This is a genomic window from Streptomyces sp. NPDC126503 (genome assembly GCF_040302405.1).
Taxonomy (GTDB): domain Bacteria; phylum Actinomycetota; class Actinomycetes; order Streptomycetales; family Streptomycetaceae; genus Streptomyces; species Streptomyces gulbargensis.
On record NZ_JBEORS010000005.1, the window covers coordinates 291,474 to 315,872 of the forward strand.

The window sequence follows — 24,399 nt, forward strand, 5'->3', positions numbered from 1 at the left end:
GGTGGGTCCGAAGGCGGGGTCAGGGGACGGCGGGCGGGTCAGGGGACACGGGCGGGTCACAGGACGTGGCGGAGCGCGCGGTCGCGGATCATGAGCGCCGCGCACTTGCCGGGAAGGACGGCTTCCGCCGCGTGGCGGAAGCCGGCGTTGCGGAAGGCCGAGACGGACCGCGTGTTGCGGATGTCGGGTTCGGCCACGACACGCGTGCACGTGGGGCGGTGGTCGAGGATGAGATCGGCGACGGCGCGCAGGAGGGCGCTGCCGAGGCCGCGGCCCCGGTCGGCGGCGTCTCCGAGGAGGAGGTGGACGCCGGTGTCGTGGGGCCGGGCCGGGTAGGCGCGGGCCAGCGGGTCGAGGTCGGCGCGGTAGATCTCGAAGTAGCTCATGGGGCCGGCGTCGAGCAGGCCGAGGCAGGGGACGCTGCGGCCGTCTCCCTCCAGCTGGGCGCGGAGGTGGCCGGCGGTCACGCTCTCGGGTCCCGCGAGTTCCCAGAAGGCGGCGACGGCGGGGTCGTTCATCCAGCGGGTGAGGAGCGGCAGGTCCCGTTCGAGGCGTACGGGCAGGAGCCGGAAGGGACCCACGGGGGTGGCCGCCGGGCCCCAGGTGGCGACGGAGTCCAGGAGGTCGCCGTCGAAGGGGTCGCGGTGGAGGGGGTCGCCGGGCGGGGGTTCGTCGCCGGGGCGGTGGTCGCCGGGGAGGAAGGCCGGCGGCCAGGGCTCCTCGGCGGTGAGGAGAGCGACGAGGTCGTCGGCCTCCACGGGGAGGGTGCGGGGGCCGGGCTGCTCCACCGTGGGGCGGGCGGGGTGCACGGGGCGCTCTCCTTTCGTCGGTACGGGCGCCGGGTGGGGGGCCCGGCGCCGGGTGCGGGCGCCGGGGCGGTGGGTCAGGCGCGGAGGGGGTTGGTGAGGGTGACGTAGACGGACTGGGTGTCGACCGGGCCGACGAGTTCGTCCAGGCCGTCGAGCCGGGTGAGGAGGTTGGCCTTGCTGCGGAGGGTGGCGGCTTCCAGGAGCCGGTGCGGGAGTGGGGAGCCGACGCCGGTGGCGGAGGTGAGGAAGCTGCGGAAGGCGGCGAGCAGGACGCGCTCGTCGGTGAGGTGCTGGGCGCCGAAGGCGCCGATCAGGCCGAGGACGTTGTTGACGCCGAGGTAGTAGGCGAAGCGTTCGTCGGTGACCTGGTCGGAGACGAAGGTGTCGCTGTGGGCGCCGATGCCGGGGAGGCGGCTCTCCAGTTCGCTCCGGTGCGAGGCGCGGAAGTAGTAGCCCTGGTTGTCGCGGTAGCGCCCGCCGGCGGGCCAGCCGTCGGGGTCCAGGAGGACCAGGGTGTTCTGCTGGTGGGCCTCCAGGGCGATGCCGGCGTGGCCGTCGAGCCAGAGGACGGGGCGGACGACCTGGTCGAGGTAGCGGAGGAACCACTCGGCGGCCACGGCGGTGGTGGGCCGGCCGGTACGGGTGGCGAGGCGGCCGATGATCTCGGCGAGGCGGGAGCGCATGCCGGGGGCGCCGGGGCGCGGGTGGAGGCCGGTGAGGGAGGCGACGCAGACGGCGTCGTCGCCGGGTCCGAAGGGGTTGTGGCGGATCATGACGTCGAGCCCGGGGACGGGGGTGCCGTCGGGCAGGTCGACGCCGAGCCAGGCGGGGTCGCGGACGATGTCGAAGCCGGGGTGGGCGGCCTGCCACTCGTCGACGAGGCCGGTGCGCAGGAGGCGGTGGACCTCGACGCCGCGGTGGAGTTCCTTGCGCAGGTTCTCGCGCCGGGAGTTGGTGATGCGCAGGCCGAGGGAGAGCTTGAGCATGGCCCGGGCGCCGGGGCGGTGCACGGTGCGGACGGAGGAGGTGGGGTGCCAGTGGCTCCCGTGGGGGCCGAGGTCGTGGAGGAGGCCTTCGGCCAGGAGGGCGCGGATGTCGGGGCGGTGGCGGAGCTCGCGGGCCTGCCAGGGGTGGACCGGCAGGGGCGCGGTGCCGGCGGGGAGGGCGAGGCCGTCGGCGAGACCGAGGGCGAGCTGCTCGGCGGTGACGGGGCGGCCCTGCTCGGTCCAGGCGGAGTCGGAGGCGAGGAGGGAGCGGTCGACGGCGAACCAGTGGAGGGGGAACGAGCCGTGCAGTTCGGGTGAGTAGAGCCGGGCCTCGGCGTCGGAGAGTCCTTCGCGGCTCTTGGGGGTGGGGTGGAGCGGGTGCCCCAGGAGGAGGCTCTGTTCGGCGGCGAGGAACAGGTCGGCGTCGGGGTGGTGCCCGGGGCTGCGGCGGCGCTCGGCCAGGAACTCGGCGGTACGGCGGGTGGAGTCGGCGACCCGGCCGACGAGGTCGGTGCCCTCGGGCCGGCCGGTCTCCCGGCCGAGCAGGGCGGCGAGGGTGACGGCGTCGACGGTGGGGGCGGAGGAGGGGAGGCCTTCCAGGGCGGGGGCGCCGAAGCGGTGCCAGCCGGTGGGTGACCAGTAGGAGACGGGGACGAGGAGGGCGGTGCCACTGGCGTCGAGGGGGATGCGCAGGGTGCCGGAACCGGGGGCGGGGAGGTTCTTCTCGCGGACCCAGCAGCGGAGGAGGTTCTCGCGCGTTGCGGCGTCGGCGGCGCGCCGGGGGTCCGGGTCGTCCAGCGGGTCCTGGGCGGCGGCGCGCGCGGCGCCGGTGGCGGCGCCCGCCGTGCGGGGGCGCTGGGACGCGGACGGGCCGGGGTGCTGGCGCGGGACGAGGTGCTCCTCGTCGGCGAGGGGGGATCCGGTCTCGGGCGCCTGGGAGGTGGGGGTGGCGTTCACGGGGTTCCTTGGGGGGTGGGGCCGGGGCGGTCCGTTCAGAGGGACGGCCCGGCGGCGTTCCGGTGGGCCGTGGCCCGGGAGGAGACGGACGGCCCGGCGGCCCGCTCGGCGGCCGCCAGGGCGTCGGCGAAGCGGTCCAGGACCGCGCCGGCCTGCTCGTCGGTGAGGGTGAGCGGCGGCAGGAGCCGGACCACCGCGGAGTGGCGGCCGCCGAGTTCGACGATGAGTCCGCGGGCGAGGCACTCCTGCTGGACGGCGAGGGCCAGGGCGGGAGCGGCGGGCGGGGCGGGGTCGCCCGGGGCGGCGGCCTCGGGGTCGACGAGTTCGACGCCGATCATCAGGCCCCTGCCGCGGACGTCGCCGACGCAGGGGTGGGCGGAGGCGAGGCCCTGGAGCTGGGACAGCATGCGGGCGCCGAGGGTGCCGGCCCGTTCGGCGAGCTTGTTCTCGCGGACGTACGCGAGGGTGGCGGTGCCGGCGGCCATCGCGAGCTGGTTGCCTCGGAAGGTGCCGGCGTGGGCGCCGGGCTCCCAGGCGTCGAGTTCGGCCCGGTAGACGACGACGGCGAGGGGGAGGGAACCGCCGATGGCCTTGGAGAGGACCATCACGTCGGGGACGATCCCGCTGTGCTCGACCGCCCAGAACGCTCCGGTGCGGCCGACGCCGGTCTGGACCTCGTCCACGACGAGGGGGACGGAGCGGTCGGCGGTGATGCGGCGCATGCGGCGCATCCAGTCGTCGGGGGCGGGGATGACACCGCCTTCGCCCTGGACCGCCTCGACGATCATTCCGGCGGGGAGGGCGACGCCGCTCTTGGGGTCGTCGAGGAGGCTCTCGGTCCAGCGGGCTCCGAGCTCGGCGCCCCGGTCGCCGCCGACGCCGAAGGGGCAGCGGTACGCGTAGGGGTACGGGAGCCGGGTCACCCGGACGTCGCCGGCGCCGCCGGAGGCGTCGAGGGCTCCGGCGGTCATGCCGTGGTAGGCGCCGGTGAAGGCGAGGAGCCCGCGCCGGCCGGTGGCGGTACGGACCAGCTTCAGGGCGGCCTCGACGGCGTCGGTGCCGGCCGGTCCGCAGAACTGGATGCGGGCGTTGTCGGCGAGTTCACCGGGGAGCGTCGCGAAGAGTTCGGAGGTGAAGGCGTCCTTGAGCGGGGTCGCGAGGTCCAGGACGTGGAGGGGGGCGCCCGAGTCGAGGACCTTCTTGACCGCTTCGAGGACGACGGGGTGGTTGTGGCCCAGGGCGAGGGTTCCGGCGCCGGAGAGGCAGTCCAGGTAACGGCGGCCGTCGGCGCCCTCGATGGTCAGTCCCCGGGCCCGTACCGGGACGATCGGGAGGGAGCGGGCGTACGTGCGGGCCGCCGACTCCCGCTGGGACTGGCGGCGCAGAATGCCCTCGTACCCCGGGTCCTCCCGCTCGGCGCGGCCCTGCCCCGTGCGCCCGGCACCGGTGGGTGCCGGGGCTCCGGGGCCGCCGTCCGGGCGGCTGGGCGTCCGCGCGTCCGGTGTGACGGCCGGAGCTGGTTCGGTGACGGCCACGGCTCGCTGTCCTCCCGCTGTAACGGTTCCGTTGCACATACGGGGGCTGCGCCGAGGCACCGCACAGCGCCTCCGCACGCCACCGTCGTGTCCCCCGCCCGTACCAACGACGGGACCTGCCGGGGATCACGGGCCGGGCGCAAGAACCTTGGAGTGTCCGGGATCACGGCCCGGCAACGGCTGTCGGGGTCCGGAACCGGCGGCCGGGCGCGTACCGTCCCCTCCGGCACCGGCATAGTGGGGGCCGGCCGTCCGCGCGATCACGGCCGCCGCACTCATGCACACACCGAGAAGTCCCAGGGGGATCACGAGATGCGATCGATCCGTCCGCTGCTGGCGGCGGTCTCCGCCGTCGCGGCGCTGACGCTCACCGCCACGGCCTGCGGGCCGAGCGAGGAGAACGCGGGTGACAAGCCCGTGGCGCCGACCACCCAGAGCCCGGCCGACAAGATCAGGATTCCGGAGGACCTGAAGGACCGTCTGAAGGAACACGGGATCGACGTGGACAGGTGGCGCGACGGCGAGTGGCGGAACTGGGATCGCGACAAGTGGCTGCGTGAGGCCAAGGACTTCGTCAACCCGATCATCGAGGACCTGTGGAACCCGGACCGGATGCGGGAGGCCGAGCGGCCCGACAAGCCGGTCGAGGAGGAGGACATCTCGGGTGACGAGGGCGTCACCGACCCGACGCCCGACCCGGTACGGGCGAAGGCGGTCGCGCCGAAGTACCACGCCAACGTGCCCGAGGCGGGGAAGGTCTTCTTCGACGGCCCGCAGGGTTCGATGGTCTGCTCCGCCACGGTCGTGAAGGACCCGGCGCACCCCGGCAAGTCCAACCTGGTGTGGACGGCCGGCCACTGCGTCCACAAGGGCAAGGAGGGCGGCTGGTACCGCAACATCGCCTTCGTGCCCTCGTACAACGACTCGGCGCTGCCGACCCCGGCCCTGGAGAAGGCCCCCCGTGAGCAGATCGCCCCGTACGGCGTCTGGTGGGCGGAGTGGGTCAAGACCTCCGACCAGTGGATCGCCCAGGGCGCGTCGACAGGCGGCGCGGGCGCTCCCTACGACTACGCCGTCATCCGGGTGACCCCGGAGAAGGGGAGCTCGGGCAAGTCGCTGGAGGAGACGGTCGGTTCGGCGCTCCCGGTGGACTTCAACGCCCCGGCCGCGCCGAAGATCGCGGCCATGACGGCGACGGGTTACCCGGCGGCGCCGCCGTTCGACGGCCAGAAGATGTACCAGTGCCAGGACAAGCCGGGCCGTCTGTCGCTGAAGGCGCAGCAGCCGACGATGTACCGGATCGGCTGCACGATGACCGGCGGCTCGTCCGGTGGCGGCTGGGTCGCCCAGGGCCGTGACGGCAAGCCGGCGCTGGTATCGAACACCTCGGTCGGCCCGGTCTCGGCGGGCTGGCTCGCGGGTCCGCGCCTCGGCGCGGAGGCGAAGGCCGTCTTCGACGAGGTCAGCGAGAAGTACGCCGGCCGGTAGTCCGGCTGCCGTCCGCCGGGCGGTACGGGCGCGCGGGCCGGGCTCGTGTTCCCGGCGGGGAGTGGAAGCGGAGGCGGGGCCTCGGGGTCCCGCCTCCGCCGCGTCCGTACCGCCCGGCATACTGTGCACCGCAAGTGACGCGTCCATGGCAATGGTGGGGCTTCGCTCCCCCGGTCCGCCCGTTCGGACGCGGAACACACCTCAGGGGGAACTCACCACATGCGTTCTGTACGACTTCTGCCCGCCGCCCTCGGCCTGGCCACGGCGCTCGCGCTGACCGCCACGGCCTGCGGCCCCACCGAGACGCCGGCGGCCGACAAGCCCGCCGGCGGAGCGAGCAGCTCCGCGCCCGCCACCGGCGACGACGGCGCCGCCCTCGCCCAGGACCTGGCCGACAAGCTGCAGAAGCACGGCGTCGACCTGGAGAAGTGGAAGGACGGCGAATGGAAGAACTGGGACCGGGAGACCTGGCTCCGTGAGGCCGAGGACTTCGTCAACCCGGTGATCGAGGGGCTCTGGGACCCGGAGCGCATGAAGACCGCGCAGAGCCCGGACCAGACGATCGCCCCGCAGGCCGGCGCGGGGGCCACCGACCCGACGCCCCGCCCCGTCCGGGCGCAGCGCGAGAAGACCCCGTACCACCGCAACGCGGCCCCGGTCGGCAAGATCTTCTTCGACTCGCCGCAGGGCCACATGGTCTGCTCCGGCACCGTCGTGAAGGACCCGCGCCGCCCCGGGAAGTCCAACCTGGTCTGGACGGCCGGCCACTGCGTCCACGCGGGCCGCAAGGGCGGCTGGTTCCGCAACATCACCTTCGTCCCGGCCTACAACGACCTGGGCAAGTCGGCATCGGCCCTGCGCGACGCCCGGCCGCAGGAGATCGCCCCGTACGGCCAGTACTGGGCCGACTGGGCCGTCACCTCGAACGACTGGATCCAGCGCGGCGGCACCCAGCAGGCCTGGCCGTACGACTACGCCGTGCTGCACGTGAAGCCGGAGCGCGGCCGCAAGTCCCTGGAGGAGACCGTCGGGGTCGCGCTGCCGGTCGACTTCTCGGCTCCGGCACCCGCGCGGGCCGGAACGGTCGGCGCCTGGGGCTACCCGCAGGCCGCCCCGTACAACGGGCTGATCATGCACAAGTGCCTGGACCGGGCGACACGGATGACGACGGCCCCGGCCACGCCCACGATGTACCGGATCGGCTGCACGATGACCGCCGGGTCGTCCGGCGGCGGCTGGTTCCGGGTCATGGCGAACGGTACGACGGCCCTGGTGTCGAACACCTCCATCGGCCCGTCCGGCGGCAACGGCTGGCTCGCCGGACCGCAGCTGGGACGCGGTGCGAAGGACGCCCACGACATGGTCAGCAAGAAGTTCGCCCGCTGACCCGTCCCGGCACACACGAAGGCGCCGGTCACCCCCGCGGGGGTGACCGGCGCCTTCACGTCGGCCCGGCCGGCACACCACCGGCCGTCGTCCGTCGATCCCGGCCCGGAAGGCCGGGATCAGGGGGCGGCGGGGATCAATGCGCGGCGGGAACGAACGGCGCGAGCAGCGCCGCCAGTTCGCCGTGGACCCGCGCCTTGAGCAGGGTGCCCTCCGGGGTGTGCTCCTCGAGGTCCACCTCGCCCTCTGCGTGCACCCGCGAGACGAGACCGCCCTGCGTGTACGGCACGAGGGCCTCGATCTCGACCTCCGGGCGCGGCAGCTCGGTGTCGATGAGCGCGAGCAGCTCCTCGATGCCCTGGCCCGAACGGGCCGAGACGGCGATGGAGTGCTTCTCGACCCGCAGCAGGCGCTGGAGCACCAGCGGATCGGCCGCGTCCGCCTTGTTGACGACCACGATCTCCGGCACGTTCACCGCGCCGACCTCGCGGAAGACCTCGCGCACGGCGGCCAGCTGCTCCTCCGGGGCCGGGTGCGAGCCGTCCACCACGTGCAGGATGAGGTCGGCGTCGGCGACCTCCTCCATGGTGGAGCGGAAGGCCTCGACCAGGTGGTGCGGCAGGTGCCGGACGAATCCGACGGTGTCGGCGAGGGTGTAGACGCGACCGGTGGGCGTCTCCGCCCGGCGGACGGTCGGGTCGAGGGTGGCGAACAGCGCGTTCTCCACCAGCACGCCCGCACCGGTCAGCCGGTTGAGCAGGGACGACTTGCCGGCGTTGGTGTAGCCGGCGATGGCGACCGAGGGCACCTTGTTGCGCCGGCGCTCCTGCCGCTTGATGTCACGGCCGGTCTTCATCTCCGCGATCTCCCGGCGCATCTTCGCCATCTTCTCGCGGATCCGGCGCCGGTCCGTCTCGATCTTGGTCTCACCGGGACCACGGGTGGCCATGCCGCCACCGCCGCCGCCACCCATCTGCCGGGAGAGCGACTGACCCCAGCCGCGCAGCCGCGGCAGCATGTACTGCATCTGCGCGAGGGCGACCTGTGCCTTGCCCTCTCGGGACTTGGCGTGCTGGGCGAAGATGTCGAGGATGAGGGCGGTCCGGTCGACCACCTTCACCTTGACGACGTCTTCGAGGGCGATGAGCTGGCCGGGGCTGAGCTCACCGTCGCAGACGACGGTGTCGGCTCCGGTCTCGACCACGATGTCCCGCAGTTCGCGGGCCTTGCCGGAGCCGATGAAGGTGGCCGGGTCCGGCTTGTCGCGGCGCTGGATGACGCCGTCGAGCACGAGGGCGCCCGCCGTCTCGGCGAGGGCCGCGAGCTCCGCCAGGGAGTTCTCCGCGTCCTGAACCGTCCCCGTGGTCCAGACACCGACCAGCACGACGCGCTCCAGGCGCAGCTGGCGGTACTCGACCTCGGTGACGTCCTCGAGCTCGGTGGAGAGGCCGGCGACACGGCGCAGGGCCGCGCGCTCGGAGCGGTCGAACTGGTCGCCGTCCCGCTCTCCGTCGATCTCGTGGCTCCAGGCGACGTCCTCTTCCATCAGGGCATCGGCCCGAAGGCTCTCGGTGCGGCTCGTCTCCGCGAAGCTCTGCGCGTCCTGGGAAGGGGAAGAAGAGGAGGTCATTTGATCCTTACGTCGATGAAGCGATGAGTCGCCCGGACGGTCCCGGGACGATTCCGTATCCGTGGCAACGCGTCACGGCCCCGGAAGATTCCCGGGCCCGCCGGCGGCGTCACCGACCCGTTGATGGTGACACGGCCCCGTGCGGGCCGTCATCCGGGTTTCCCCTGGTTTCCCCGAGGCCCGCGCGGACCGGTCCGCCGCGCGCCGGCCGATCGGCCGTCCCAGGGGTCAGGCCGCCGGCTCCTCGGCGGGGAGGCTGCGCCAGTCGGGGTGCCCGGGCATGGGCGGCGTCCGGTCCCCGTAAAGCCAGCCCCGGAAGAAGGCCGTGAGGTCACGGCCGGCGATCCGCTCCGCGAGGGCGGTGAAGTCGGCGGTGGTGGCCGTCCCGTCCCGGTGCTCGGCGACCCAGCGGCGCTCCAGCCGGTCGAAGGCGTCGGTGCCGATCTCCTGACGGAGCGCGTAGAGGATCAGGGCGCCGCCGTCGTACACGACGGGCCGGAACAGGCTGATCTTCTTGCCGGGCGCGGGCGGCTCGGGGGCGGCGGGCGGGCCGCCGTCCGCCCGCCACTGGTCGGAGGCCGCGTAGGCGGCTCGCATACGCCGCTCCAGGGACTCCCCGCCGTGCTCCTGCGCGTACAGGGCCTCGTACCAGGTCGCGTGGCCCTCGTTGAGCCACAGGTCGGACCAGGTGCGGGGCGAGACGCTGTTGCCGAACCACTGGTGCGCCAGCTCGTGGACCATGATCGAGTCCACATACCACTCGGGCAGCCGGGAGGTGGTGAACAGGCTCCGCTCGAAGAGGGAGAGCGTCTGGGTCTCCAGCTCGAAGCCGGTCCGGGCGTCCGCGACGAGGAGGCCGTACGTCTCCAGGGGGTAGGGGCCGACCCGGTCCTCCATCCACGCGATCTGGCCGGGTGTCTTGCGCAGCCAGGGCTCCATCAGCTCCTGGTCGGCGGTGCGGACCACGTCCCGCAGGGGCAGTCCGTGCGGTCCGGTGCGGTGCAGGACGGTGGAGCGGCCGATGGAGACCTGGGCGAGTTCGGTGGCCATGGGATGGCGGGTGCGGTACGTCCACGTGGTGGTGGCGCCGTGGTCGGTCCGGCCGGCGGGGAGGCCGTTCGCGACGGCGGTCAGGTCGCGCGGGGCGGTGATCCGGAAGGTGAAGTGCGCCTTGTCGGAGGGGTGGTCGTTGGAGGGGAAGACACGGTGGGCCGCGTCGGCCTGGTTGGCCATGGCGAGGCCGTCGGTGGTGCGGACCCAGCCGCCGGTGTCGGCGGGCCCGCGCGGGTCGCTGGTGTGGGTGACGGTGATCTCGACGGTCTCCCCCGCGTCGATCGGCTCGGCCGGGGTGACGACCAGGTCCTCGCCGCTGGTGGTGTGCGCGGCCGGCACCTGGTCGACGGCGACGGCCGAGACCGTGCCGTGGGAGAAGTCGAGGTGCAGCCGGGCCAGGTCGGCGGTGGCGAGCGCGTGGACGCGGGTGACGGCGGCGAGCGGCTCGCTGTTGGTGCCGGGGTAGGTGAGGGCGATGTCGTACGCGAGGACGTCGTAGCCGGGATTGCCCAGGAAGGGGAACAGCCGGTCCCCGATGCCCAGCGGCGCGGGGGCGGTGCCGGGTCCCGGAGCGGTGCTGCCCGGCGGCGCGAACGGGGTGCCGGGCCCCCGAGCGGTGGCGGTGTCCGCCGGAGGCGCCGCGGGCGGACCGGCGACGGCTCGGGAGGCGGGCAGCGCCGCGGCGACCAGCCCGGCCGAGGAGGCGACGAGGACGGCGGCGCGGAGCCACCGCGCGCGGGAAGCGGTGTGGCGGGGTGTGAGCGGCATGCGCTACCGCTACCAGGGCCTTCGCCGCCGCCCGGGACGGCGCGCTCGCCCGCCACCCGAAGGGGTCACGCCCGGCGGCGGCCCTCCGGTGCCCCGCCCCCGTCGCGCGGGGCGCGGTCCCGCTCGCCTGGGGCGCGGTGCCGGGCGCGGGACACGTCGTACACCCCGGGGACGTCCCGCATGGCGCGCATGAGGCCGGGCAGTCCGGCGGCGTCGGGCAGCTGGAGCGTGTACGTGTGGCGGACCCGCTGCTCGCTGGGCGGCTCGACGGTCGCGGCGACGACCTCGGCGCCGGCGGTGGCGATGGCCTCGGTGAGGTCGGCGAGGAGACCGGGGCGGCCGAAGGACTCGGCGACGAGCGTCACCCGGCACCGGGCGGTGGCGCCCCAGCGCACGCTGACGGGCGCCCGTCCCAGCCGGCGCATGGCGTCGGCGGCGGCGCAGCCGGTCCGGTGGACGGTGACGGAGCCGCCGCGCACCTGGAAACCGGTGATCTCGTCGGGCGGTACGGGGGTGCAGCAGCCGGCCGGGCGGACGGCGGCGGGCGGTTCGCCGTCGAGTTCGGCGTGGAGCTCGGCGCCGGAGCGCCGGTCGGCGGTGAGGCTGAGGGGCGGGCGCGGGTCGCCGGCGGTGGGGGTCTCGGCGGCCTCCGGGTGGGCCTGGAGCCAGCCGGTGATGGCGATCCGGGCGGCGGGGGTACGGGCGTGCTCCAGCCACTCGGGGGAGGGCCCCGAGGCGGTGTCCGGGCGGGCTCCGGCGGTGGCGCCGGGGAGCAGGAGCTGGACCGTGTCGCCGTCGGAGAGGACGGTGCCGAGAGGGGCGAGCCGGCCGTTGACGCGGGCGCCGAGACAGGCGTGGGCGGCTTCGCCGTGCTGCGCGTAGGCGGCGTCGACGCAGGTGGCTCCGGCGGGGAGGCCGAGGGTGCCGCCGTCGGCGCGGAACACGGTGATCTCGCGGTCCTCGGCCAGGTCGGCGCGGAGCGAGCTCCAGAAGGTGTCGGGGTCGGGGGCCGCCTGCTGCCAGTCGAGGAGGCGGGCGAGCCAGCCGGGGCGGGTGGGGTCGGCGCGTTCGCCGTCGAGCGGCTCGGGGGCGGCGGAGGGCTCCCGGGCGGCCGACGGCTCCCCGGCGGCGGAGGGCTGCGGGCCCGGGGAGGGCGAAGGTCCCGCAGCCGGGCCCGGCCCGGGGGCGGCGGGGGCCGGTTCGTGGCCCACGGAGGGATTGCCGAGGGCGACGACCCCCGCCTCGGCCACCTTGTGCATCCGGTGGGTCCGGATGAGGACCTCGGCGACGGAGCCGTCGGGGGCGGCGACGGCGGTGTGGAGGGACTGGTACAGGTTGAACTTCGGCGCCGCGATGAAGTCCTTGAACTCGGAGATCACCGGGGTGAAACAGGTGTGCAGCTCGCCGAGGACGGCGTAACAGTCGGCGTCCTCGGCGACGAGGACGAGGAGCCGCCCGAAGTCGCAGCCGCGCAGCTCGCCGCGCTTGAGCCGGACGCGGTGGACGGAGACGAAGTGGCGCGGCCGGACGAGCACCTCGGCGTCGATGCCGGCCTCGCGGAGCACGGTGGAGACCTGGTCGGCGACGGCGCCGAGGGTGTCCCCGGACCGGGCGTCCTCGGCGACGAGCGCCCGGGTGTTCTCGTACTCCTCGGGATGGAGGATGGCGAACACGAGGTCTTCGAGCTCCGTCTTGAGGGCCTGGACGCCGAGCCGTTCGGCGAGGGGGATGAGGACGTCCCGGGTGACCCGGGCGATCCTCGCCTGTTTCTCCGGCCGCATGACCCCGAGGGTGCGCATGTTGTGGAGGCGGTCGGCGAGCTTGATGGACATGACCCGGACGTCGTTGCCGGTGGCGACGAGCATCTTGCGGAAGGTCTCGGGTTCGGCGGCGGCGCCGTAGTCGATCTTCTCGACCTTGGTCACGCCGTCGACGAGGTACGCGACCTCGTCCCCGAACTCCCGCCGCACCTGATCGAGCGTCACCTCCGTGTCCTCGACGGTGTCGTGGAGGAGGGAGGCGGTCAGGGTGGTGGTCTCCGCGCCGAGTTCGGCGAGGATGAGGGTGACGGCCAGCGGGTGCGTGATGTACGGCTCGCCGCTCTTGCGGAACTGGCCGCGGTGGGAGGACTCGGCGAGGACGTACGCCCTGCGCAGCACGCTCAGGTCGGCGTCGGGGTGGTGGGCGCGGTGCGCCTCGGCCACATGGCTGATGGCGTCGGGGAGCCGGTCGCGGGGGGCGGGTCCCGCCGTGGCACCGAGGAGGGCGGCCCGGCCGAGCCGGCGCAGATCGAGCCGGGCGCGTGCGCGTCTGCGGACGGTCGTGTCGGTGGCGGCGGTCTCCGCCGCGCTCACGGGATGGGTGGCCTCTGCGCTCATGGGGCACCTCCGGCAACGTCGACCGGCGGTGGGCGGGCCAGGCGTGCCCGGGGGCCGGTGCTTGATGCTACCGACCCCACCACGCGGCGCGGTCACGCTCTCGCCGAGCGTGAATCGGATCACCCGATCGAGGGACGGGTCAGTCGTTGACCGGAGCGTCTCCGGGGCCCGCGAGCCAGGCCGGGTCGAGGGTGCCCTCGGCGACGATCACGGCCGGCCCGGTCATCTCGATCGCGCCGTCGGGGTGCTCGGTGATGACGAGGGTCCCGCCGAGGACGTCGACGGTGTACGTGACGGGGGCGCCGGTCTCGGCGGGGTCGGCGCCGTCCCGGCGGGCGGTGGCGACGGCCACGGCGCACGCGCCCGTGCCGCAGGAACGGGTCTCGGCGGCTCCGCGCTCGTGGACGCGCATGGCGACGTGCCGGGGGCCCCGGTCGACCACGAACTCGATGTTGACGCCGTCCGGGTAGACGGAGGCGGGCTCGTACGGCGGCTCGTCGTACAGGTTGCCCGCGTGGCTCAGGTCCTCGACGAAGGCGACGGCGTGCGGGTTGCCCATGTTCACGTTGCGCGCGGGCCAGCTGCGGCCGCCGACGGTGACGGTGACCCCGGCGTCGGGGAGGGCGGCCCTGCCCATGGAGACGGTGACGGAGCCGTCCTTGTCGAGGTGGACGCGCTTGATCCCGCCGCGGGTGGCGACGGCGACCTCGCCGGCGGTGACGTGTCCGGCGTGCTCCAGGTAGCGGGCGAAGACCCGGACCCCGTTGCCGCACATCTCGGCGACGGAGCCGTCGGCGTTCCGGTAGTCCATGAACCACTCGGCCTCGCCGGCCATGTGCCGGGCCTCGGGGTGGGCGGCGCTGCGCACGACGTGCAGCAGCCCGTCGCCGCCGATGCCGGCCCGCCGGTCGCAGAGGCGGGCGACGACCGCGGGGGCCAGGTCGACGGCGTTCTCCGCGTCGGGGACGATCACGAAGTCGTTCTCGGTGCCGTGTCCCTTGAGGAACCGGAGGGCGGGTGAGGTCTGCGCGCTGGTCACACGATCAACTGTACGGGGTCGGGCCCGGGGGGGGCCGCCGGTCGTCCCCAGGGCGCGGGGCCGCGGCCGGGGCAGTCGGCGGAGGCGGGTGAGCCGGGGCCGAGGGGAGTCGGGCGCAGGGGGCCGGGGCGGGTCAGCGGAGGCGGGCGACACGCCAGACGGCCAGGGCGACCAGCGCCGCGATCGTCACCGTGTAGAGGGCGAGCACGCGCCAGTTCGGGCGTTCCCCCGAGCCGCGCTGCGGGAGTCCCGGCCAGGTGTGGCCGACCTTGCGGGCGGCCATCATGCCCCAGCCGGCCGCGCAGGAGCTGATCAGCAGCCCCAGCATGGCGACCACGGCCCCGCCGTCGCCGGAACCGAAGGCGAGCGGGAAGGCGAACATCAGGGAGCCGACGGCCGCGAGGCCCACGATCGGCGCGAGCTGCCAGATCCGCAGCCGGCGCTGGGGCCGCAGCTCGACCTCGACCTCGGCGGCGTCCACCTCGACGGCGGTGCCCTCGGCCTCGTCGGGACCGTCCGGGGTCAGCCCCGGCGCGGGGGCGGCGGCGTCACCGTCCGCCGGGTCGCGCAGGACCGCGTCGTGCTGCTCTCTGTCGCGAGGGCCGGCCTCCATCGCCACGCGCCCTCCCACTCGGACTCCACTTGGTCGATCGATGCTCGATGATGGCACGCTCCCGACCGCCGGAATGACGACCGGGGCGTCCCGATGCCATCACGTGATCAGGCTGTAACCGCTCGTTCGACCAACGACAGGGCCTCCCGCGGGAGTTCCCCGCGGTGGTCCGCGGCTCCGCTGAGCCAGTGGACGCGCGGGTCACGGCGGAACCACGAGTCCTGACGGCGCGCGAACCGCTTGGTGGCGCGTACGGTCTCGGCGCGCGCCTCGTCCTCGGTGCACTCACCCGCGAGCGCGGCGAGCACCTGCTGGTAGCCGAGGGCCCGGGAGGCCGTACGCCCCTCGCGCAGGCCCAGGGCCTCCAGGGCGCGCACCTCGTCGACGAGCCCGGCCTCCCACATGCGGTCCACGCGCGCGCTGATGCGGGCGTCGAGTTCGGGGCGGCCGACGTCGACGCCGATCTGCACGGTGTCGTAGACGGACTCGTGGCCCGGGAGGTTGGCGGTGAAGGGCTTGCCGGTGATCTCGATGACCTCCAGGGCCCGGACGATGCGCCGCCCGTTGCTGGGCAGGATGGCGCGGGCCGCCTCGGGGTCGGCGACGGCGAGGCGGGCGTGCAGGACGCCGGAGCCGCGCTCGTCGAGTTCGGCCTCCAGGCGGGCCCGGACCCCGGGGTCGGTGCCGGGGAACTCCAGGGCGTCGACGGCCCCGCGGACGTACAGGCCGGAACCGCCGACCAGGATCGGGGTGCGGCCCTCGGCGAGCAGCCGGTCGATCTCGGCACGGGCGAGGCGCTGGTACTCGGCGACGCTGGCGGCCTCGGTGACGTCCCAGATGTCGAGGAGGTGGTGCGGGACGCCGCCGCGCTCCTCCGGCGTCAGTTTGGCGGTCCCGATGTCCATCCCCCGGTAGAGCTGCATGGAGTCGGCGTTGACGACCTCGCCGCCGAGTTGCCGGGCCAGAAAGACACCCAGATCGGACTTTCCGGCCGCGGTGGGACCGACGACGGCGATGACCCGCGGGGCGGGAGCTGCACTTCTCACCGCCCCAGTCTCGCAAACCTCCCGGCCCGTCCCCGAACGAGCGACGTGACGGGCCCCTCTCCGCCTTCGTTGCCCTGTCGGGGTTTCGGCCCGGCGTTTCGCCGCGAAGCCCTTCCCGCCGAGTACGCTATGGAGTGAATATGGGCGTTTTTGCAATGTTTCGCCGTAAGAAGAAGGACCTGACGGAGGGTTCCGCCGAGGAGGCCGCGGCCGCCGGAGCCGCCGCGGAGGAGACCCCGGAGGACGCCCCGGAGCCCACGGTTTCCGGCGGCGGGACGGCGGACGACGCGGCACCGGAGGCGCCGGAGGCCGCGGAGACCGCCGGGCAGCCGGCCGAGGCGGTGGACATCCCCCGGCAGCAGTCCACCGGCGCCGCCGCCGACAGCGGGACCGGCGAAGGCGCCCGCAGGTAGAAGGCCGTCGGCCGCGAGGAGTGGAAAGCGGTCCACGGGCAAGAGAGCAGTAGGCAGGAAACGGACGAGGATCCCCGACGGGGTCCGCGGAGGGAAGGTGCCCCATGGGTCTCCTGGATTCGCTGAAGGCCAAGCTCGCCCCGGCCAAGGACAAGGTGGCCGACCTCGCGCACCAGCACGGGGACAAGATCGACCACGGCATCGACAAGGCCGCCCGAATGGTCGACGAGAGGACCAAGGGCAAGTACAGCGACAAGATCCAGTCGGGTACGGGCAAGGCCAAGGACGCGCTGGACCGGATCGGTCACAAGGACGACGGCACGGACGGCACGCCGGGCCCGGGCGGCACGCCCGGGACCGGTGGCACGCCCGGGACCGGTGGCACGCCCGGGACCGGTGGCACCCCGGGCGCCGGCGGCCCCACCACCCCGCCCGCCGCCTGAGCGGCGCCGTCAGGACCGGTCCCCGCACGGCGGACGGCCGCGAAGCGATGCCGCTTCGCGGCCGTCCGCCGTTCGTCGTGCCTCGTACGCGGATCGTCGTGCGCCCCGGCCCCGTGCGTCGCCGTCGTCCGTGACGGGGAGGACGCCGGTCGCGGGGAAGGCGTGTGTCCCGGGGAGGACGTGCGTCAGGACCAGGCAGCGACCATGTAGCCGACGCCGTACGGCGCGTCGTCGTGGAGCAGACGGCCGTCGAGGCCCGCGCCTTCGGCGGCGCCGGCGAGGACCTGCCAGGGGGCACGGCCGGCCACCTGGAGCGCGAAGGCGAGTTCCGCGTCGAGCGCGAGGAGCGCGGGCACGTCGGCGGCGCCCAGGGCGCGCGCCGCCTCCGCGTCGAAACCGGCGGCCCGTTCGTCGAAGTAGCCCGGCGCCTTCACGCTGCGGCAGGCGCTGCCGTCCCCGAGCACGAGGAGGGCGACCCGGCCCGCTGCGGCGGCGAGCTCGCGCCCGGCCGCGGCGCAGTCCTCCGGGGCGGCCGTCGCGGCGACGCCCCGGCCCTCGACGGGCGCGGCGGCCCATCGGGCCCGGTCGAGCAGCCAGGCGCCGACGGCGAGCGGCGCGGGCAGCGGGCGGTCCCCGCCCGGCCCGGTCCCGAGCCGTACGGAGAGGTCGACCCCGAACCCGGCGAAGGAACCCTCCGAGCCCGCCGGATAGGCGCCCCCGGCGCCCTCCTCCGCGGGCCCGACCACGTACAGCCGGTCGGGGCGGGAGGCCGCGAGCAGTCCCACGGCGTCGACGCAGGCCGCCCGCGCGGCCTCCAGCTCCGACGCGGCGCCGGTGGCGACCTCGGGCACGAGAAGCGGCGGACAGGGGCAGACGGCTGCGGCGACAAGCATGATCCGCAGCCTACTGGCCCGACCGGCCGCCGGGGGCGGACGCGCAGGACGGCGCGGGACGGGGTCCCGTACCCCCGGGGGCCGCCGCCCTCCGGGGTCGGCGGGCCCGGGGCGGTCCCCCGTCTCCGTTCAGTGGGTTCCGCAGGCCGGGACGTCGGCCGCCGGGAGCGGCTCCGGGACGCCGATCTTCGGAAGGCCGAGCAGGACCCCGGCCGGCTTGGCGGCCGCCGCCGTGGTGCGGCGCTCCCAGGCGTCGCCCGCGCGTGTGCGGCGTACCGCGTGCGTCGGGCCCTCGGCCAGGAGGTGGTGCGGGGCCGCGTAGGTGATCTCGACGGTGACCACGTCGCCGGGGCGGACCTCCTCCGCCGGCTTGGTGAAGTGGACGAGCCGGTTGTCGGGGGCCCGGCCGGAGAGGCGGTGGGTCGCGCCGTCCTTGCGGCCCTCCCCCTCGGCCACCATGACCTCCAGGGTGCGGCCGACCTGCTTCTTGTTCTCCTCCCAGGAGATCTCCTCCTGGAGGGCGACGAGGCGCTCGTAGCGCGCCTGCACGACCTCCTTGGGGATCTGGTTCTCCATCTCGGCGGCCGGGGTGCCGGGCCGCTTCGAGTACTGGAAGGTGAACGCGTTCGCGAAGCGGGCCTCGCGGACGGTGTGCATGGTCTGCTCGAAGTCCTCCTCGGTCTCGCCGGGGAAGCCCACGATGATGTCGGTGGAGATGGCGGCGTGCGGGATGGCCGCGCGCACCTTCTCGATGATCCCGAGGAAACGCTCCTGCCGGTACGAGCGGCGCATCGCCTTCAGGATGGTGTCCGAGCCGGACTGGAGCGGCATGTGCAGCTGCGGCATGACGTTGGGGGTCTCGGCCATCGCCGCGATCACGTCGTCGGTGAAGTCGCGCGGGTGCGGGGAGGTGAACCGGACCCGCTCCAGGCCCTCGATCTTCCCGCAGGCGCGCAGCAGCTTGGAGAAGGCCTCGCGGTCACCGATGTCGGATCCGTACGCGTTGACGTTCTGGCCGAGGAGGGTGACCTCGGAGACGCCCTCGCCGACCAGGGCCTCGATCTCGGCGAGGATGTCGCCGGGGCGGCGGTCCTTCTCCTTGCCGCGCAGGGCCGGGACGATGCAGAACGTACAGGTGTTGTTGCAGCCGACGGAGATGGAGACCCAGGCCGCGTACGCGGACTCGCGGCGGGTCGGCAGCGTGGAGGGGAACGCCTCCAGGGACTCGGCGATCTCGATCTGCGCCTCTTCCTGGACGCGGGCGCGCTCCAGGAGGACCGGCAGCTTGCCGATGTTGTGCGTGCCGAAGACCACGTCGACCCAGGGGGCCTTCTTGACGATGGTGTCGCGGTCCTTCTGCGCCAGGCAGCCGCCGACGGCGATCTGCATGCCGGGGCGCGCGGTCTTCATGGGGGCGAGCCGGCCGAGGTTGCCGTAGAGCTTGTTGTCGGCGTTCTCGCGGACCGCGCAGGTGTTGAAGACGACGACGTCGGCGTCGCCGTCCGAGCCGCCGGGGGCGCGGACGTAGCCGGCGTCCTCCAGCAGACCGGAGAGCCGCTCGGAGTCGTGGACGTTCATCTGGCACCCGTAGGTGCGGATCTCGTAGGTCTTGGGTACCTCAACGCTCACTGCGGGGCTCCGGTCGCTGCTGCTCGTCATGCGTCCAAGGGTAGGCGGTCCGGGGGAGGCCTCCGTCCGGCGGAGCGGGGCGGGCACCCGCCCCCGCAGGGTCGGGGACCCGGGGGCGGTTTCGCGACGAGGTCCCCCGGGTGCGGTTTTCCGCAGGGTCGGGGGTACGGGGAACGGCACGGGACCGGGCGGGAAGACGCATACCGGCGCCGGGCCGGCGTTCCTAGCGTGGAGGGCACCGGCGCGGACACCGCTCCGGTTCCTCGTCCTCGTCCCCTGCCGACTCGGAGTCCCACGATGCGTCTCTCGTCCACGGCCGTCACCGCCCCGGAGCCCCTGTCCCGTCCGCCGGGAGAGATCCTCGCCCAGGCCGCCGAACCCGCCGGCGGGGTGGCCGGCTGGGCGACCGACCTGGTCGAGACCATGGGCGGGCCGGGGGCCGGGCTCGCCATCGCCCTGGAGAACCTCTTCCCGCCGCTGCCGAGCGAGGTGATCCTCCCGCTGACCGGCTTCGCCGCCGGGCAGGGTTCGATCACCCTCGTCTCCGCCCTGTTCTGGACGACGCTCGGCTCGGTGGTCGGCGCGGTGGCGCTCTACTGGATCGGCGCGCTGTTCGGCCGCGAGCGCATGTACGCCCTCTGGGAGCGGCTGCCGCTGGTGAAGGTGTCGGACCTGGAGCGCACCGAGGAGTGGTTCTCCCGGCACGGCACCAAGGCGGTGTTCCTGGGGCGGATGGTGCCGATCTTCCGCAGCCTCATCTCGGTGCCGGCCGGCCTCGAACGCATGCCGACGCACGTCTTCCTCCTCCTCACCGCCCTCGGCAGCCTCATCTGGAACAGCGTCCTGATCACGGCCGGTTATCTGCTCGGCGACCAGTGGGACCTCGTGGAGCGGTACGTGGGGATCCTGTCGAAGGTGGTGCTCGTCCTCGCGGTGGTGGCGGTGGGCGCCTGGATCGCGGTACGGGTCCGGGGGCGCCGGTCGGGTGGGGACACGGGCTCGGACCCGGACTCCGGGTCCGGTCGGAGCGGGCGGCGCGACCGGGCGCGCGGGCGGCAGGCGCAGCACCGCCGGACGCAGTGAGCGCGAGGGCGCGCCAGGAGGACCGGCGGAAGATCCGGCGGACGCCGGTTCCTGAGAGCGGGCCGGGCACGGACCCGGGGCCCGGCGGTCCCAGTGGCTCCGGACTTCCTGGTGCACCGGGACGATCTTGTCCGGCCCCGGCGCCCGCACTAGGGTCGGGTGCCGTGCGGCAGGACGGAGAAGGCGGGCCGACGGCGCCGGCCGTCCGTCCGGGCGCCGCGCTGCGGGCCCTCGGCGTCCTCGCGGGCGTCCCGACCGCCCTTCTCGCCGTCCTCCACCTGCTGCTCGTGGGCGGCGGGCTCGGGCCCTTCCTGCTGTGGCCCCGCACGCGGGCGCGTGCCCTGGCGGTCCTGGTGGCCGGGGCGCGGCGGCTCGCGGACCTGGAACGCGCCCGGCGCGCCTTCTTCTTCGGCGACCGCTTCCCCACCGCGTACGAGACCTCCGAGCGGCGGCTGCTGCGGTACGTGGCGGTGCGCGGCTGGACCGGGCTCGTCTGCGGGGTGGTGCTCGGGCTGCTCGGTTTCGGCGCCGCCCTGGCCGCCCTGCTGACGGCGGCGGTGGTCCGGGGCTCGGTCGGCTGGGCGGAGCTGCTCGGCCAGCTGCTCCTCGGCGGCGTGCTGCTGTTTCTCGACGTCCAGGGCCTGTACGCGCTGACCGCCCTGGACGCCCGTCTCGCCCGCGAGTGCTTCGGCCCGTCCGAGGGCGAGCTGCTGCGCCGGCGGATCGACGAACTCGCGGGCAGCCGGGCCGCCGTGGTGCAGGCCGTGGACGCCGAGCGCCGGCGCATCGAGCGCGACCTGCACGACGGGGTCCAGCAGCGGCTGGTGGCCCTGGCCATGCTGATCGGACGGGCACGCAGGGGCCGGGAGCGGGACCCCGGGCGGGCGGACGCGCTGCTGCGCCAGGCGCACGAGGAGGCGCGCGGGGTCCTGGCCGAACTGCGCGACGTGGCCTGGCGCGTGTACCCCTCGGCCCTCGACAGCCTCGGTCTCGAAGAGGCACTGGGCGGGGTGGCACAGCGGTGCGCGCTGCCGTTGCTGATCCGGTTCGAGGTGGACACCCCGCTCCCCCGGCCGGTGGAGACGGCCGCCTACTTCGTGGTCTCGGAGGCCGTGACGAACGCGGCCAAGCACGCGGCGGCGACCGCCGTCTCCGTCCGCGTCACGCTCGCCGGGGGTGTCCTGACGGTACGGATCGAGGACGACGGACGGGGCGGCGCGGACCCGGCCGGCACCGGACTGACCGGACTGCGCAGCCGCGTCGCCGCCCTGGACGGCGTGCTGCGGATCGACAGCCCCCTCGGGGGACCCACCACTCTCACCGCGGAGTTGCCGTGCGCGTGATCCTGGCCGAGGACTCGACCCTGCTGCGGGAGGGGCTGGTACGGCTGCTCGTCGAGGAGGGCCACGAGGTGCTGGCCGCCCTCGGGGACGCGCAGACGCTGGTCGCGGAGGTGGAGGCCCGGCGTCCGGACGTCGTCGTCGCCGACATCCGCATGCCGCCCACCCACACGGACGAAGGGCTCCGGGCGGCCGTGGCCATCCGCGAGCGGTGCCCGGAGGTGGGCGTCCTGGTGCTCTCGCAGCACGTGGAGCGGAGCTACGCGGCGCGGCTGCTCTCGGCGGGCGCCGAGCGGGTCGGGTACCTGCTGAAGGACCGGGTGGCCGAGGTGGACGAGTTCCTGGGGGCGCTGGAGCGGATCGAGGCGGGTGGCGCGGCGATCGACCCGGAGGTCGTACGGCAACTGGTCGTCCGCAGCGGGCACGCCGATCCCCTGGCCCGGCTGACCCCGCGCGAGCGCGAGGTCCTGGAGGTGCTGGCGCAGGGGTACACGAACACGGCCATCGCCGGACAGCTGCACATCTCGCTGAGCGCGGTGGAGAAGCACCTCAACTCGGTCTTCGACAAGCTGGAGCTGCGCGGGACGGAGGGGTACAGCCCCCGGATCCTGGCCGTGCTCCGCTACCTGGAGTCGTGACCCCCGCCGGCACGGAGGAGGGCGCACAGGCGCAGCAAGGTGTCCTCGTCCCCGAAGCCTCCCGCCTTGATCAGGACGGGGACGGGGGTGCGCGCCGGGGCGGGGGCGAGCAGGACGCCGCGGGCGACGCCGGGTTCGGGCTCGTCGTGGAGGCGGATGCCCTGGGCGCCGAGGGCGCGCAGGACGGCCTCGGCGGTGGCGCCGCCGGTGAGGACGAGCCCGTCGACGGAACCGTCTGCGGCGAGCCGGGCGGCGGCCGACGCCAGCCGCGCGGTCAACTCGTCCGGGTCCGCGAGCCGTTCCTCCGGCGTGTGCAGGATCCGTACGGGCGCCTCCGCCGCCCGCAGCTTGCCGGCGGCGGCCTCGGGGTCGTCCGCCACGGCCGCGGCGGTCCCGGGCTCCGCCGTGAGCCGGGCGAGCTGGCGGCGGGTCGCCGGGTTCGCGCTGCCGACGGCGATCAGGGGGCGCGCGGCGGCCGGGAGACGGCCCGGCGGAACGGCCGGGGTACGGGGGTGGCGGCGGGCCAGGGCGGCGGCGAGGCCCGGCGAGCCCACCCACAGCACCTCACGCGGATCGGGCACGGCGGCCACGATCCGGTCGAGCTCGGCGTCCGTGGCGGCCGAACAGACCACCAGCCCGCCGGCGGCGAGGAGCCCGGGCAGCGCGTCGAGCCCGGCGGTCCCGTCGGACCGGAGGACCCGGCCCGGCCGGGCCGATCCGGCGTGGCCGTCCCGGTCCGCGCGCGACTCGGTCCGCCGGCCGGCCTGGCCGTACGGGTCGGGAAGACCGTCCCCGACCGCGCGCCCCTGCCGTTCGGCGTGACCGGCCCTGGCAGAGAGTCCGGCACCGCCCGCGCGCGACTCGGCCCGCCGGCCGGCGGGGTCGTCACCGGGCCGGCGGCCCTCCCGTTCGGCGGGCTCCGCCCCGGCCGGGCCGTGCGGTTCGACGAGGATCGCTTCGGGCAGCAGCCGGGTCAGGTCGGCCGTGCGGACGGGGTGGACCGGGTCGCGGGCGAAGTCGCTCGCGTCGACGCGTACGCCGTGGACGTACTGGACCCCCGCGACGGTGGTCCGGCCCTCCGCGGGGAACGCGGGGGCGACCAGAACCGCGCGCCGGCCGGAGGCCTCGCGTGCCGCGCGGAGTTCCGCCGCCACATGGCCGCGGAGGGTGGAGTCGACCGTCTTGAGGACCAGGTCGGCCCCGGCGAGGACGCGGGCCGCGCCCCGGGTGCGGGCGACGGCGGCGGCCTCGCCGAGCAGCCGGCTGCCGAGGTCGACGGCGAGGACCCCGCTCTCCTCCGCGACGCCTTCGAGGTCCGTGCCCGCCGGCAGGACGCGGGCCGCGTGCCCGGCCCGGCGGAACGGAGCGGCTCCGTCACCCGCGCTCGTCAGGTCGTCGGCGAGGACGGCGACACGCGACAGGGAGGCGGGGGCGGGGAGTTGCATCGTCGGCGTTCCTCGGCTCGTGGGTGGTCCACGGCCGCCACCCTGACGCCCCCACCCTGGCGGCCACCGGGGGTGGAGGGCAACCACCTCTCAGGGACCGGATGGCGAGACGTGCGGGATCACCGAGCGTTCCCCGGCCCGGCCGCCGCCGTCAGGCGCGTACGAACCGCCCGGCCGGCCCGCCCCGGAGCCGGCCCGGCGGCACCGTCCGCCCGAAGGCGAGGAGCAGCAGCTCCTGGGCGGGCCCGGTGACGGGTTCCCCGGAGCCGAAGGACCAGTCGAGGTCGTCCGCGCGCAGGGAGACGCCGGAGAGGTCGGCGCCGAAGAAGCGGGCGCCGCGCGGGCGGACACGGGCGAGGGCCGTCCGGAGCCGGTCCTCCGGGACCCGCCGGTCGAGGCCGAGGGCCACCGTGATGTCCAGGCCGTGCACGACGTCGTGCGCGAGGACCATGTCGTACCCGCCGATCGGCATCTTCCACGGGTGCTCGGCTTGTGCGCGCAGGGACTCGGCGAGTTCCCGGGCGCCGAGGCAGGCGGTGTCGGCCCGCGCCAGGCGGTCGGTCATCCGGTCCAGGCTGCCGCGCGCCCGGAGGAGTTCCCGGGCGAGCCGCCGGGCGGGGTGGCGCATGGCCATGGTGAGGTGGGCGGCCACCTCCCGTACCCGCCAGCCCTCGCAGAGGCTGGGCGCGTCCCACTGCGCTTCGGTGAGCGTGTCGAGGAGGTCCGCGAGGTCCCTCCGCTCGGCCGTGATCTCGTCCCTGATACCCATGCGACCAGCCTCCGCGCGGCCGGCCCATACGTCCAAGACCGGTTGGTGCTCGTTCCTA

At 74.9% G+C, this 24,399-nt stretch carries 20 protein-coding genes; 7 read left to right on the forward strand and 13 right to left on the reverse strand.

The genetic code is table 11. From position 1 onward, the window contains the following. Positions 1 to 56 precede the first annotated feature (56 nt). From ABTY40_RS09795 to ABTY40_RS09805, 3 genes are all read right to left on the reverse strand, one after another. On the reverse strand, positions 57 to 809 hold the full coding sequence (locus ABTY40_RS09795; protein ID WP_352059027.1) for a GNAT family N-acetyltransferase: 753 nt from the start codon (positions 807 to 809) through the stop codon (positions 57 to 59). 74 nt (positions 810 to 883) lie between these two features. After that, the gene (locus ABTY40_RS09800; RefSeq protein WP_502990539.1) at positions 884 to 2,791 is read right to left on the reverse strand and encodes an IucA/IucC family protein; all 1,908 of its coding nucleotides are present in this window, start codon (positions 2,789 to 2,791) and stop codon (positions 884 to 886) included. After that, entirely contained in the window at positions 2,788 to 4,287 is a 1,500-nt protein-coding gene (locus ABTY40_RS09805; RefSeq protein WP_502990529.1) for a diaminobutyrate--2-oxoglutarate transaminase, read from the reverse strand. The genes ABTY40_RS09800 and ABTY40_RS09805 overlap by 4 nt, the downstream gene beginning before the upstream one ends. 312 nt (positions 4,288 to 4,599) lie before the next feature. On the opposite strand from ABTY40_RS09805, the gene ABTY40_RS09810 reads away from it, so the two are divergent. Both ABTY40_RS09810 and ABTY40_RS09815 read left to right on the forward strand, forming a co-directional pair. Continuing rightward, positions 4,600 to 5,775, forward strand: a complete 1,176-nt coding sequence (locus ABTY40_RS09810; RefSeq protein WP_352059029.1) for a trypsin-like serine peptidase — start codon at positions 4,600 to 4,602, stop codon at positions 5,773 to 5,775. 219 nt (positions 5,776 to 5,994) lie between these two features. Further along, the gene (locus ABTY40_RS09815; protein WP_352059030.1) at positions 5,995 to 7,161 is read left to right on the forward strand and encodes a trypsin-like serine peptidase; all 1,167 of its coding nucleotides are present in this window, start codon (positions 5,995 to 5,997) and stop codon (positions 7,159 to 7,161) included. A 136-nt stretch (positions 7,162 to 7,297) separates the two neighbouring features. On the opposite strand, the gene hflX is transcribed toward ABTY40_RS09815, so the two are convergent. From hflX to miaA, 6 genes are all read right to left on the reverse strand, one after another. Then, entirely contained in the window at positions 7,298 to 8,791 is a 1,494-nt protein-coding gene (gene hflX / locus ABTY40_RS09820) for a GTPase HflX (protein WP_309055116.1), read from the reverse strand. A 228-nt stretch (positions 8,792 to 9,019) separates the two neighbouring features. Further along, positions 9,020 to 10,612: a M1 family metallopeptidase gene (locus tag ABTY40_RS09825; RefSeq protein ID WP_352059031.1), complete on the reverse strand. Its 1,593-nt coding sequence runs from the start codon at positions 10,610 to 10,612 to the stop codon at positions 9,020 to 9,022. A gap of 65 nt (positions 10,613 to 10,677) precedes the next feature. Next, positions 10,678 to 12,990 carry a RelA/SpoT family protein gene (locus tag ABTY40_RS09830; protein ID WP_352059032.1) on the reverse strand — a complete coding sequence of 771 codons (2,313 nt, stop codon included), beginning with the start codon at positions 12,988 to 12,990 and terminating at the stop codon, positions 10,678 to 10,680. A gap of 139 nt (positions 12,991 to 13,129) precedes the next feature. After that, positions 13,130 to 14,029 carry a diaminopimelate epimerase gene (dapF, locus tag ABTY40_RS09835; protein WP_352059033.1) on the reverse strand — a complete coding sequence of 300 codons (900 nt, stop codon included), beginning with the start codon at positions 14,027 to 14,029 and terminating at the stop codon, positions 13,130 to 13,132. A gap of 133 nt (positions 14,030 to 14,162) precedes the next feature. Then, positions 14,163 to 14,642 carry a hypothetical protein gene (locus ABTY40_RS09840; RefSeq protein WP_352059081.1) on the reverse strand — a complete coding sequence of 160 codons (480 nt, stop codon included), beginning with the start codon at positions 14,640 to 14,642 and terminating at the stop codon, positions 14,163 to 14,165. Positions 14,643 to 14,749: 107 nt separating this feature from the next. Beyond that, positions 14,750 to 15,688, reverse strand: coding sequence for a tRNA (adenosine(37)-N6)-dimethylallyltransferase MiaA (gene miaA, locus ABTY40_RS09845; protein WP_352059034.1), 939 nt, complete (start codon positions 15,686 to 15,688; stop codon positions 14,750 to 14,752). Between the two features lie 155 nt (positions 15,689 to 15,843). Between miaA and ABTY40_RS09850 the strand changes: the two genes are divergently transcribed. Then, positions 15,844 to 16,101, forward strand: a complete 258-nt coding sequence (locus tag ABTY40_RS09850; protein WP_352059035.1) for a gliding motility protein — start codon at positions 15,844 to 15,846, stop codon at positions 16,099 to 16,101. A gap of 104 nt (positions 16,102 to 16,205) precedes the next feature. Continuing rightward, on the forward strand, positions 16,206 to 16,544 hold the full coding sequence (locus ABTY40_RS09855) for an antitoxin (RefSeq protein ID WP_352059036.1): 339 nt from the start codon (positions 16,206 to 16,208) through the stop codon (positions 16,542 to 16,544). Between the two features lie 185 nt (positions 16,545 to 16,729). Here ABTY40_RS09855 and ABTY40_RS09860 read toward each other — a convergent pair whose 3' ends face one another. Together ABTY40_RS09860 and miaB are read right to left on the reverse strand one after the other, a co-directional pair. Next, positions 16,730 to 17,437 (reverse strand): class III extradiol dioxygenase subunit B-like domain-containing protein, encoded by a 708-nt coding sequence (locus ABTY40_RS09860; protein WP_352059037.1) that lies wholly within the window; start codon positions 17,435 to 17,437, stop codon positions 16,730 to 16,732. A 129-nt stretch (positions 17,438 to 17,566) separates the two neighbouring features. Further along, entirely contained in the window at positions 17,567 to 19,096 is a 1,530-nt protein-coding gene (miaB, locus tag ABTY40_RS09865) for a tRNA (N6-isopentenyl adenosine(37)-C2)-methylthiotransferase MiaB (protein WP_352059038.1), read from the reverse strand. Positions 19,097 to 19,363: 267 nt separating this feature from the next. Here miaB and ABTY40_RS09870 point away from each other — a divergent pair, with 267 nt between their 5' ends. The 3 genes from ABTY40_RS09870 to ABTY40_RS09880 all read left to right on the forward strand — a co-directional run bounded on the left by ABTY40_RS09870 (position 19,364) and on the right by ABTY40_RS09880 (position 22,127). Next, the gene (locus ABTY40_RS09870; RefSeq protein WP_352059039.1) at positions 19,364 to 20,149 is read left to right on the forward strand and encodes a DedA family protein; all 786 of its coding nucleotides are present in this window, start codon (positions 19,364 to 19,366) and stop codon (positions 20,147 to 20,149) included. Positions 20,150 to 20,313: 164 nt separating this feature from the next. Then, complete coding sequence (locus ABTY40_RS09875) at positions 20,314 to 21,492, forward strand: sensor histidine kinase (protein ID WP_502990530.1); 1,179 nt, start codon at positions 20,314 to 20,316, stop codon at positions 21,490 to 21,492. Then, a complete protein-coding gene (locus ABTY40_RS09880) occupies positions 21,483 to 22,127 on the forward strand; it encodes a response regulator transcription factor (protein WP_352059040.1) in 645 nt (214 codons plus the stop codon). Before ABTY40_RS09875 ends, ABTY40_RS09880 begins: the two co-directional genes overlap by 10 nt. Here ABTY40_RS09880 and ABTY40_RS09885 read toward each other — a convergent pair. Further along, positions 22,112 to 23,572 (reverse strand): four-carbon acid sugar kinase family protein, encoded by a 1,461-nt coding sequence (locus ABTY40_RS09885; RefSeq protein WP_352059041.1) that lies wholly within the window; start codon positions 23,570 to 23,572, stop codon positions 22,112 to 22,114. The two genes, ABTY40_RS09880 and ABTY40_RS09885, sit on opposite strands and share 16 nt — an antisense overlap. 151 nt (positions 23,573 to 23,723) lie before the next feature. After that, positions 23,724 to 24,341 (reverse strand): maleylpyruvate isomerase family mycothiol-dependent enzyme, encoded by a 618-nt coding sequence (locus tag ABTY40_RS09890; RefSeq protein ID WP_352059042.1) that lies wholly within the window; start codon positions 24,339 to 24,341, stop codon positions 23,724 to 23,726. Between the last annotated feature and the right edge of the window lie 58 nt (positions 24,342 to 24,399).